General features: G+C 37.0%; 7 protein-coding genes. All 7 read right to left on the bottom strand.

Annotated features, from left to right (window positions below; genetic code table 11):
* Positions 1-7: 7 nt before the first annotated feature.
* The 7 genes from HMPREF9402_RS13355 to HMPREF9402_RS13325 all read right to left on the bottom strand — a co-directional run bounded on the left by HMPREF9402_RS13355 (position 8) and on the right by HMPREF9402_RS13325 (position 8095).
* The gene (locus HMPREF9402_RS13355; RefSeq protein WP_006785958.1) at positions 8-1153 is read right to left on the bottom strand and encodes a S1C family serine protease; all 1146 of its coding nucleotides are present in this window, start codon (positions 1151-1153) and stop codon (positions 8-10) included.
* Positions 1154-1176: 23 nt separating this feature from the next.
* Positions 1177-1944 carry a TatD family hydrolase gene (locus HMPREF9402_RS13350; protein WP_009607654.1) on the bottom strand — a complete coding sequence of 256 codons (768 nt, stop codon included), beginning with the start codon at positions 1942-1944 and terminating at the stop codon, positions 1177-1179.
* A gap of 428 nt (positions 1945-2372) precedes the next feature.
* Positions 2373-3287 (bottom strand): ABC transporter ATP-binding protein, encoded by a 915-nt coding sequence (locus HMPREF9402_RS13345; protein ID WP_006785954.1) that lies wholly within the window; start codon positions 3285-3287, stop codon positions 2373-2375.
* Positions 3287-4357: an ABC transporter ATP-binding protein gene (locus tag HMPREF9402_RS13340; protein WP_009607655.1), complete on the bottom strand. Its 1071-nt coding sequence runs from the start codon at positions 4355-4357 to the stop codon at positions 3287-3289. The genes HMPREF9402_RS13345 and HMPREF9402_RS13340 overlap by 1 nt, the downstream gene beginning before the upstream one ends.
* A gap of 12 nt (positions 4358-4369) precedes the next feature.
* Complete coding sequence (gene opp3C / locus HMPREF9402_RS13335) at positions 4370-5380, bottom strand: oligopeptide ABC transporter permease (protein ID WP_009607656.1); 1011 nt, start codon at positions 5378-5380, stop codon at positions 4370-4372.
* The gene (locus tag HMPREF9402_RS13330; RefSeq protein WP_006785949.1) at positions 5370-6320 is read right to left on the bottom strand and encodes an ABC transporter permease; all 951 of its coding nucleotides are present in this window, start codon (positions 6318-6320) and stop codon (positions 5370-5372) included. Before HMPREF9402_RS13330 ends, opp3C begins: the two co-directional genes overlap by 11 nt.
* Positions 6321-6478: 158 nt before the next feature.
* The gene (locus HMPREF9402_RS13325; RefSeq protein ID WP_009607657.1) at positions 6479-8095 is read right to left on the bottom strand and encodes a peptide ABC transporter substrate-binding protein; all 1617 of its coding nucleotides are present in this window, start codon (positions 8093-8095) and stop codon (positions 6479-6481) included.
* Positions 8096-8778 lie beyond the last annotated feature (683 nt).

The raw sequence follows: 8778 nt of genomic DNA, 5'->3' as shown, positions 1-8778 counted from the left end.
TTTTTTATTAGCTAATTTCAACATCAGCTGGTTGAATCGTTGTTTTTAAATCTAATGTTTGTTGTTCACGAACAACCGTTAATGTGATTTCATCACCTTCACGGAAATCATATAATTTTTTTCTAAATGCCATTGCGTCATCAACTGAATCACCATTAATCGCTGTTACCACATCACCAGCTTTAATTCCCATTTGTTCAGCAACACCACCATCAAATACTTCATAAATGAAAACACCTGTTTTTTGATCAGTTGAAATATTTAAAATCTCTTTTAAACGATCTGGAATCATACTCATATCTTGAATATAAACACCAAGTTGTGGACGGCGAACTTCACCGTAAATTTCTAAATCATTAATAATTGGAAGTGCAACATACGTTGGAATCGAGAAAGACATCCCCTCAACCGAACTTGTTGCAATCTTCATTGAGTTAATCCCAACTATTTTACCATCTAAATTGATTAAAGCTCCACCACTGTTACCAGGGTTAATCGCCGTATCTGTTTGTAAAACAGTCATTTCCCAATCATCATATCCGTCGCTATTTAAATCAACAGAAACCGTACGATCCTTACCAGAAACAATTCCTGATGTTGCAGAACCTGCAAAGTTTAATCCTAAAGGATTCCCAATTGCAATGACCGTTTGCCCTACTTGTAAATCTTCAGTACTACCAAACTCAGCTACTGCATCAACTGTCACATCAGAAACTTTTAATACTGCTAAATCTGTATAAATATCGCTACCTAATAACTCGGCTTCAGAACGATTACCATTCGAGAACACAACCTCAAAATAATCACCGCTATCTACAACGTGTTGATTCGTTACAATATAAGCCGTATCTCCTTCAGCTTTATAAATAATTCCTGATCCCTCACCTTGTGTACGGTTATTTGCAAAATTAACCACACCAACAATAGCAGGCGATACTTTTTGAATTGCTTCAATGCGTTGAGATTCTTGAGTTACTACTTCACGTTCTACAACTTCTTGAATAATATTTTGATTATTATTATCCGTTGTTTGAGTCGTTCCTGTATTTCCCCCAACGCTCGCTTTATCATAATAGAAGTTCGCAATAAAGAAAACACTCCACGCCGTTACTAAAACAACTAAAGATGTGTATAAAACCTTATTCATTTTCATTCTACCATCCACCTTTCAATAAATTATCCGATTTTAAATAAAGCACAGGCATTTGCCATCGTCTGCTGACAAACTTCTTCATAAGGCACTTCTTTAACTTCAGCGATCTTTTTAGCCACCAATGAAACATAAAAAGGTTCATTCCGCTGCCCACGATGTGGATGAGGTGTTAAATAAGGCGCATCCGTTTCAATCAATAAATGTTCAAGTGGAATTTCACGAGCAACCGACTGTGGCTTTTTCCCATTTGTAAAGGTCACAGGTCCTGCTAATGAAATTTTAAAATTCAACTTAATGAACTCACGTGCTGTTTCAACACTTCCACTATAACAATGCATCACACCACCTACTGACGCAGCATCATACTGTTTCAAAATCTCAAGCGTATCTGCAATCGATTCTCGCGTATGAATCACAAGTGGCTTGTTCACTGACTGTGCTAAATGAATCTGGCGAATTAACACTTCCTTTTGAACATCATGTGGAGACGTCTCCCAATAATAATCAAGACCACATTCTCCAATCGCTACCACACGAGGATGCATCGCCTGTTTGGATAACTCCTCAAATAACTCATCCGTTAAATAAATTGCATCAACCGGATGCCACCCAACAGCTGCGTAAATAAAATCGAATTCTTCGGCTAACTCAATGGCTTTTTTGTTCGTTCTCGCATCAAACCCCACGACTAACATCTTTGAGACACCTTCGTCTTTGGCACGTTCGATTACTTCCATTAAATCTTCTTCAAACTTCTTATCATTTAAATGTACATGTGTATCAAAAAGCACATTATCACCTATCTTTAACCTCAAAATCACTCTTCATAGTTTCCTCATTACACACCCTTATCATACATGAATTTTCAGGGGATTTTATGATATTTATTTATAAAATATGTAAAATTTAGAGTGTCGTTTTCATTATATCAAAATCAGGTTAAATTTAGGTTAAATTTCCAATAAAAATATTAGGTTTTTCCTTTGAGCTATACCTCTATTAAACACAATCTTGCTTAAAATAATATTAAATCTCTATCTTATTTTGAAAAAATAAAGTCATAAATTTTCAAATAATGAAAAATAAAATAACAATCTGACCGTTTTCATCGTGTATTTCTTGAAAACTGACAAATATCAGCCTAAAATAGGATCAATTTCTCGAAGTTTGTAAACTCCAATAAAAAAATTCCAATCAGATAAACTGATTGGAATCATAGTCAATCTTCAATCCATTGGGCTAACTCTTCAGACGTTGCTAACACCGAATGCGTTTCACTAATTTGATGTTTTACCCCTTTTGAATAATCCACAGTATCTGAATCATATATCAAAATCTCTCGTGTCTTTTCATAAATCGGATCAGGATTTGGAATTGCTGATAATAATGATTTCGTATACGGATGAATTGGATTATTAAAAATATCTTCTCGTGTTCCAACCTCAACTAAATAACCTAAATGCATAACTCCTATTCGATTTGAAATATATTTGACCATCGATAAATCATGCGCAATAAACAAATAAGCAATCCCAGTCTCCTTCTGAATCTTTTTCATCAAATTAACCACTTGTGCCTGAATTGAAACATCAAGAGCACTAATTGCTTCATCTGCAATAATCAGCTTTGGCTCCATAATTAAGGCCCTTGCAATTCCAATACGCTGACGTTGACCACCAGAAAATTGATGGGGATAACGATAGGCATGATCACGGCTGAGTCCAACCTTATCAAGCATCTTAAATACCAGTTCATTGCGCTCTTCTTTTGACTGATATAAATGATGCACATCAATTCCTTGAGCAATCAAATCAAGTACCTTTTTACGTGGATTAAGAGACGCCATCGGATCTTGAAAAATCATTTGCATATTCGTTCTTAAATGCTTCTCATCCGCTTTGCTTAACTTTCCTGAGATATCCACACCATCAAAAACAATTTTTCCTGAAGTTGGTTCATATAAACGAATAATCGAGCGTCCCGTCGTTGATTTCCCGCTTCCACTTTCGCCAACCAAACCAAACGTTTCCCCAGGATAAATCTCAAAGTTAAGCCCATTCACAGCCTTTACTGTATAATGCTTATTAATTTTAAAATGTTGCGATAAATTCTCTACTTTTAATAAAGGTTCCATTACTGACCACCTCGCTTCATCTTCTCAATCCGACGTTTTAACGCTTCGGGCATCTCAACGTGCGGTGCTCGCTCATCCATTAACCAAGAAGCTACACGATGCTTTCCTCCTACATTATACATAGGCGGCTCTAATCGATAGTCGATATGTAAAGCTACCGCGTTTCTTGGCGCAAACGCATCACCCTCAACTTGATTCAATAAATTTGGTGGAGAACCTGGAATTGTGTATAAGTACTCATCATCCGATTCTAAATCTGGAATCGATGACAACAATCCCCAGGTATAAGGATGTCTTGGATCATAAAAAATCTCTTCAACTGATCCCTTTTCAATAATCTTACCGGCATACATCACCGCAACATAATCAGCGATATTAGCCACCACCCCTAAATCATGGGTAATAAAAATAATCGCAACATTCGTTTTTTCCTGAATCTCTTTTAATAACTTCAAAATCTTGGCCTGAATCGTAACATCAAGCGCCGTTGTCGGTTCATCACAAATTAACAACTCCGGTTCACAAGCTAATGCAATTGCAATCACGACCCGTTGACGCATTCCACCAGATAACTGATGTGGATACTGTTTATAACGTTTTTCAGGATCCGTAATACCCACTATTTCTAACAATTCAATGGCTTTCTTACGAGCTTCATCCTTTGAAATCTTATAATGTTCTCGCATTCCTTCAATAATCTGATGCCCAATCGTCATAGTTGGATCTAAAGAAGTCATTGGATCTTGAAATACCATCGCAATTCGCTTTCCTCTAATATGCTTTTGCATCTGTTTACTTGTAAGTTGTGTCAAATCACGAGTCACCACTTCACCATCTCGGTCGTACGAAAAAAGAATGCTTCCCTTCTCAACCTGACCGTTCTCACTCAAAATTCCTAAAATAGCTTTCGTCGTAACTGATTTCCCACTTCCACTTTCTCCTACAATCGCTAACGTCTCCCCCTGATATAAATCAAGGCGAACCCCACGTATAGCACTTACCTTACCAGCTGTCGTTCCAAACGAAATCTCTAAATCACGAATCGATAACACTCGTCGTCTTTCACTCATATCCACCCCCCCTTACATATCTTTCATTTTTGGATCAAAGGCATCTCGAAGTCCATCTGCTAACATATTAAAACTTAACATTAAAATAGCTAAGACTACGACAGGAAACATCAACATATGTGGATAAGCAAGTAATGACTTAAATCCATCACTAATTAAAACTCCAAGTGAAGCCATTGGTGGTTGTAACCCAAGACCGATAAATGCTAAAAAAGACTCATAAAAAATAGCATTCGGAATCGAGAACATCGACATGATGATGACCTGTCCAAAAATATTAGGTAAAATATCCTGACGAATAATTCCAAACGTTTTTACCCCTAGTGTTCGAGAGGCAAGAATGTAGTCGAGTTCCTTAAGTTTTAAAACTTGAGATCTCACGACACGGCTCATGCCAATCCACCCTGTAATCAACAAAGCAATCGTAATCGACATAATCCCTGGTTTCATGATAATAACTAGTAAAGTAACGATAACTAAGTTAGGAATCCCACTTAAAATTTCAATAAAACGTTGCATATAGATATCAGTTCGTCCCCCAACATATCCAGAAATCATTCCATAAGTCATCCCAAACACCATATCAATCAAAACAGCAAGCGCTGCAATATACAAAGAAACTCGCGTTCCAATCCAAACACGTGTCCAGATGTCACGTCCAAGTGTATCTGTTCCGAAAAAATAATAGACATTTTCAAGTCCACGTTGTTCATATACATTCACACCATTATGTGTTCCATCAAAAATTCCTAATTTTTCGAGGAATGGAATACGTGGTGGCAAGTTCACATGATCCATCATAACCGAATCATATGCATGAGATGAAAGCATAGGCGCAAAAATAGCCATAATAAGTAAAAATAAAATGAAGCAGGCTCCCACTACAGCCCCCTTATTCTTTCTAAATCGATGCAGTACATCTCTCCAAAACGACTGTCCTTCGTAAACAATGTCAGTCTTCATCGCCTCATCTTGGAATACTAGTTCAAAATCATTTTGCAAAAAATCTTGATTATGATTCATGACTACCACCTTCTTTCGATAAACGGATTCTTGGATCAATTACTCCATATAAAATATCCACAACTAGCATCACACCAATAAATAAAATACTGTAAATGAAGGAAAGTGCAATGACGACATTGTAATCATTCACCTGAATCGCAGTCACTAAAAGACTTCCCATTCCTGGAATCGCAAAAATCTTCTCAACCACGAGACTGCCCGTCATTAAACTCACCATTAAAGGTGCCACGACTGTAATAACTGGAATCAAAGCATTTCGAAGCCCATGTTTAAACACAAGATGCATCTTCTTAACGCCTTTAGCTTCAACCAATAACATATAATCAGATTTCAAGACATCGACCATTTCAGAACGTAAAAACCTCGCCACGTTCGCAATAACAAACATCGATAAGGCAATGGTCGGTAAAATACTTGAAATCATCGGTTTACTCATGTTGTAGGTTATTGGAAACATTTTTAATTTATATCCTAGATAAAAGCAAAGTCCAAGTGCAAACACATAAGACGGTACACTTACCCCAATAACTGAAATAACGGTCGCCGTTGAATCTATCCACGTATTTCGTTTAAGTGCCGCCACTAATCCAAGACATAATCCAATAATAGTTCCAAGCACAATCGCTTGAAGTCCAATTCGAATCGTAATCATCACACGCCCACTAATTAACGTACTCACTGGGACATCTTTTTGGATTGCATAAGAAACCCCAAAGTCTCCATCTAAAATGACTAATTTCAAATAATTAAAAAATCGCGTAAAAATCGGCTGATCGAGCCCATACTTTGCATTTAGCAAAGCCAGTTGGCTCTCTGTTAGCTTCTCATCATTAAAAGGTGAGCCCGGCATCAATTCAAGCATTAAAAATAAAAATAGCAAAATCAAAAAAATGGTGACCACCGAAATCGCTAACCGCTTCAAGACATATTTCCACATCCCCATCACCCCCGTATAGATAGGTCTAGATAAGTTTTACACTGTAAAAACTTTAATTAGACTATAACCGCTCTTAATCATAAAAACTTCCGTACTAAGACCCCCTTCAAAATGGTAAAAAATATTACAGAGAGTTACCTCCCTGTAATATTTTTTGCTTAATCTTCTATACTTGCATTTCGATAAATAAATGGAACCCCTACTGAGTGAGTTTCAACACCTTTTAATTTTGGATTAATTAAATAGGTATTACCTTGTTGATAAAGTGGTGCTAAAGCTGCATCTTCACCAAGTAATATTGCTTCAGCTTCCTTCATCGCTTCCCAACGTGCTTCCACATCGTAAACTAAATCCCCTTTATCAATGCGTTCCATTAACGTATCGTACGCTTCACTTGAATAATTCGGATAATTATTCGTTACCCCTGTAATAAATAAATCTAAATAAGTCGTTGGGTCTGCATAATCTGGTCCCCATCGAGTTAATCCAAGTTCATAATCTCCTGTACGCATTAACTCAAGACGTTGTTTTTTCGGTTGAGATTTTAACTCAATCGTTAATCCAGGTAAATTTGTTTGTAACTCTGATTGAATGAACTCTGCACATTTTTTACTTGAATCAGTATCTTCAAATAATAATTCAAGTGTTAGGCTATCGATTCCAAGCTCAGCCTTTGCCACTTCCCAATATTCCCCTGCTTTAGCCGCATCATAAGCTAAATAAGTATCAGAAGTCTCACGGAAATCTTTAGCATCTGGTCCAGTCGCTAAGCTAACTGGCACAATAAAATCTGCAATAGTCGAACCATCATTTAACACTGTATCGGTTAATTGCTCTTTATTTACTGCTAATGCTAACGCACGACGTAAATTCACATTTTGTAATTCAGTCACTTCATGGTTTGGAGACATATACCATAAGTAACCTTCATGAATTAAATTGAACGCTTCATTATCTTTATAAAGATCCACAATTTCACCTGTTAAACGAACAATATCTAAGTTTCCAGATTCAAATTCAAGCGCTGCAGTTTGAGCATCTTTCATGATTTTATACTCAATGCCATCTAGTTGAACGTCATCTTTTGCATAGTAAGAATCATTTTTCTCAACTTTAAAACTATTACCTTGAATCCACTCTGTCATTTTAAATGGTCCGTTTGCAAGTAAACTTTCTGGACTTTGCGCATAATTACTTCCTTGCTCAGTGACGAACGCCTCATTTAATGGGAAGAATGATGGAAACGCCATAAGCTGTAAGAAAAATGGTACAGGTAATTCAAGCGATACTTCTAATGTATAATCATCTACCGCTTTAACCCCAAGATCTTCTAATGGTTTTTCACCTGCATTAATCGCTGCCGCATTTTTAACTGCTGCCACATCCATGATGAACGCATATTCAGAAGCTGTGGCAGGATCAACAAGTCGGCGCCAAGCATAAACAAAGTCATTCGCTGTAACAGGTGTTCCATTATCCCACGCAGCATCTTCACGTAGATGGAACGTATAAGTTAAACCGTCTTCTGACAGATCATAACCTGTCGCAATCGCTGGGACGGCACTTCCCGCTGCATCTAATGTGTATAACCCTTCGATGGTTGCGGCAATCACCTCAAATGATAACCCATCGGTTGCAATATGTTGATCCATTGATGCTAACTCAACATCTTTTGCAACACGTAACACATTGCTACTTGATTCTTCTCCCCCTGAACAAGCAACAAGTGTTACTGCACAACAAAATATAAAAGTTAAGACTCGCAACTTTTTCATAAGTTTCCTCCCCTTTCATACTAGTGTAATAACGGCTACAAATGTAGCCTCACTCCCCTTCATTAGCCCATAAAAATACAAAATTCAAGGAATTATAACATTTTCCCCTTCGCTAATCGAAGTATAATTCACTATATTCACAAGATTTACACATCATTCCTAGAAAACGCTATTAATTTTTCTTTTCCTACATAAAACCGTAAGAATAAATCTTATGACTGTTTAATATTTATTTAAGATTTTCCTCCATCCACAATGTGTTATTCCCCTATTAATCATCTATAGAGAAGCCATAGCTTAGACATTAAACTAAAAAGGTTGCCTTTCGGCAACTTTACATAATAAATATTCAGTCCATTACCTCTTATCACCCCAGCAGTTGAGGATAACTAAGAGTTCGTCCTTTGGACTCTCTACTTAGTCTGGGGACCCTCCCCAGCAGTTGAGGATAGCCACGATCTCAATTTGCCTTTATTTAATCTAAATTCATTCTATAACTTTTTATTGCCCATTAATTGCTATTAAAAAATAGTTCGCTAACCATACTTTATTTAATATCTCTTCGGCCTACAACCACAAATCACCCCAGCAGTTGAGGATTGTTCACTTCGTTCACTGCCGGGGGCCCCACTTTGTAAAGTAAAATAAAAAAGTAGTCTTACGTCGACTTTATTTTACTTTAC

The sequence above is a fragment of the Turicibacter sp. HGF1 genome (genome assembly GCF_000191865.1).
GTDB lineage: Bacteria > Bacillota_I > Bacilli_A > MOL361 > Turicibacteraceae > Turicibacter > Turicibacter sanguinis.
Note: the sequence above shows the minus strand (reverse complement) of the source record. Positions and strands in the feature narration are given on the sequence as shown.

What these genes read in the sequence shown, in the direction of transcription:
- HMPREF9402_RS13355 (WP_006785958.1), bottom strand. Translation starts at nt 1,153, where the DNA reads ATGAAAATGAATAAGGTTTTATACACATCTTTAGTTGTTTTAGTAACG.
- HMPREF9402_RS13345 (WP_006785954.1), bottom strand. Translation starts at nt 3,287, where the DNA reads ATGGAACCTTTATTAAAAGTAGAGAATTTATCGCAACATTTTAAAATT.
- HMPREF9402_RS13340 (WP_009607655.1), bottom strand. Translation starts at nt 4,357, where the DNA reads ATGAGTGAAAGACGACGAGTGTTATCGATTCGTGATTTAGAGATTTCG.
- opp3C (WP_009607656.1), bottom strand. Translation starts at nt 5,380, where the DNA reads ATGAATCATAATCAAGATTTTTTGCAAAATGATTTTGAACTAGTATTC.
- HMPREF9402_RS13330 (WP_006785949.1), bottom strand. Translation starts at nt 6,320, where the DNA reads ATGTGGAAATATGTCTTGAAGCGGTTAGCGATTTCGGTGGTCACCATT.
- HMPREF9402_RS13325 (WP_009607657.1), bottom strand. Translation starts at nt 8,095, where the DNA reads ATGAAAAAGTTGCGAGTCTTAACTTTTATATTTTGTTGTGCAGTAACA.